This window comes from Nocardia sp. NPDC050799 (assembly GCF_040654015.1).
In the GTDB taxonomy this organism is placed as follows: domain Bacteria; phylum Actinomycetota; class Actinomycetes; order Mycobacteriales; family Mycobacteriaceae; genus Nocardia.
This window is the reverse complement of sequence record NZ_JBFAHF010000115.1, coordinates 1-1,234: the sequence shown is the minus strand read 5'-3', so window position 1 is coordinate 1,234 and position 1,234 is coordinate 1. Positions and strand designations below refer to the sequence as shown.

2 protein-coding genes are annotated in these 1,234 nt (G+C 62.2%); one reads left to right on the top strand and one right to left on the bottom strand.

Annotated features, from left to right (window positions below; genetic code table 11):
- Nucleotides 1-115 precede the first annotated feature (115 nt).
- A complete protein-coding gene (locus AB0H42_RS35730; RefSeq protein WP_357064310.1) occupies nucleotides 116-1,000 on the bottom strand; it encodes a LysR family transcriptional regulator in 885 nt (294 codons plus the stop codon).
- Between the two features lie 84 nt (nucleotides 1,001-1,084).
- Between AB0H42_RS35730 and AB0H42_RS35725 the strand changes: the two genes are divergently transcribed.
- A partial coding sequence (locus AB0H42_RS35725; RefSeq protein ID WP_357064312.1) for an NAD(P)H-dependent oxidoreductase occupies nucleotides 1,085-1,234 on the top strand: 150 nt, incomplete at its 3' end.

Here is a 1,234-nt window from a genome sequence, read left to right as displayed (position 1 = left end):
CCACAGGCTACTCAGCCAGACGATCGCGACGACGCGTTGCCACCGCGCCTCGAGCGTGGCGTTCCGCTGGCCGACCGCTTCCTGTTCATGTGATTTACCGCGCAGTTTAACCCGCTTACACTGACCGCACGATATGTTCGCGCAGCCACCGGTGCGCGGGATCCCGATGCGATCGTTCGTGCCACAGCATGGTCATTTCAAACCCCGGCACCGCCAGCGGCGGCTTGAGTTGTTGCAATAAAGGCTGGTTGCGCACCAGCCGCTCCGGCAGCATCGCCACCAAATCGGACTGCGTCAGCACCGAGATCACGAAGAGAAAATGCGGCACGGAAAGCACCACGCGCCGCGTCAGCCCCACGTCCGCCAGCGCTTGGTCGGTGATGCCGTAGAAACCGCCGCCGTCCGGTGAGACCATCACCTGCTCCAATTGGCAAAATTGCGTTAGCGTCAGGTTTTCATGCAGTTTAGGATGGCCGACTCTGCCCACCAGCACATAGCGTTCACTGAACAGCGTGCGCTGACGCAAACCGGGCGGCGCCCCTTCACGGGTGTGAAACGCCAGATCGATCTCTCCCTGTTCCGCCAGTTTGGCGATGCGTGACGGCGCGGTTTCCAGCACCGCCAGCCGGGTGCCGGGCGCCGCCGTGCGCAAACCGTTCAGCGCCGGCAGGACGATGGTGGATTCGCCGTAGTCGAAGGCGGCCACACGCCAGGTATCGGTCGCCACGGCGGGATCGAACGGCGTTACCGCCAACTCAAGCGCCGCCAGCGCCTGGCGCAGCGGTTCCCGCAGCTGCTCCGCTCTGGCGGTAGGACGCATGCCGCGCGGGCCGGGCAACAGCAGCGGATCGTCAAAGATCGCCCGCAGTTTGGCGAGATGCACGCTGACCGCCGGCTGAGAGAAATTGAGCCGCTGCGCCGCGCGCGTAACGTTGTGCTCCGCCAGCAGCGCGTCGAGCGTCACCAGCAGATTGAGATCCAGCCGCCTTAAATTATTCATGGTTATACCTGGGATAACGGTAATTCATTTCTAATATACCTTGTGACGCCCTAACCTGCAGCTCTCACACCAAGGAGAGTTGCTATGAATGTGCTGATTGTTTACGCCCACCCGGAGCCGCAGTCGCTGACCGGCTCACTGAAAAACTTCGCCGTTGAGCGCCTGACGCAGGCCGGTCATCAGGTACAGGTGTCCGATCTGTACGCCATGAAGTGGAAAGCGGCACTTGACGCC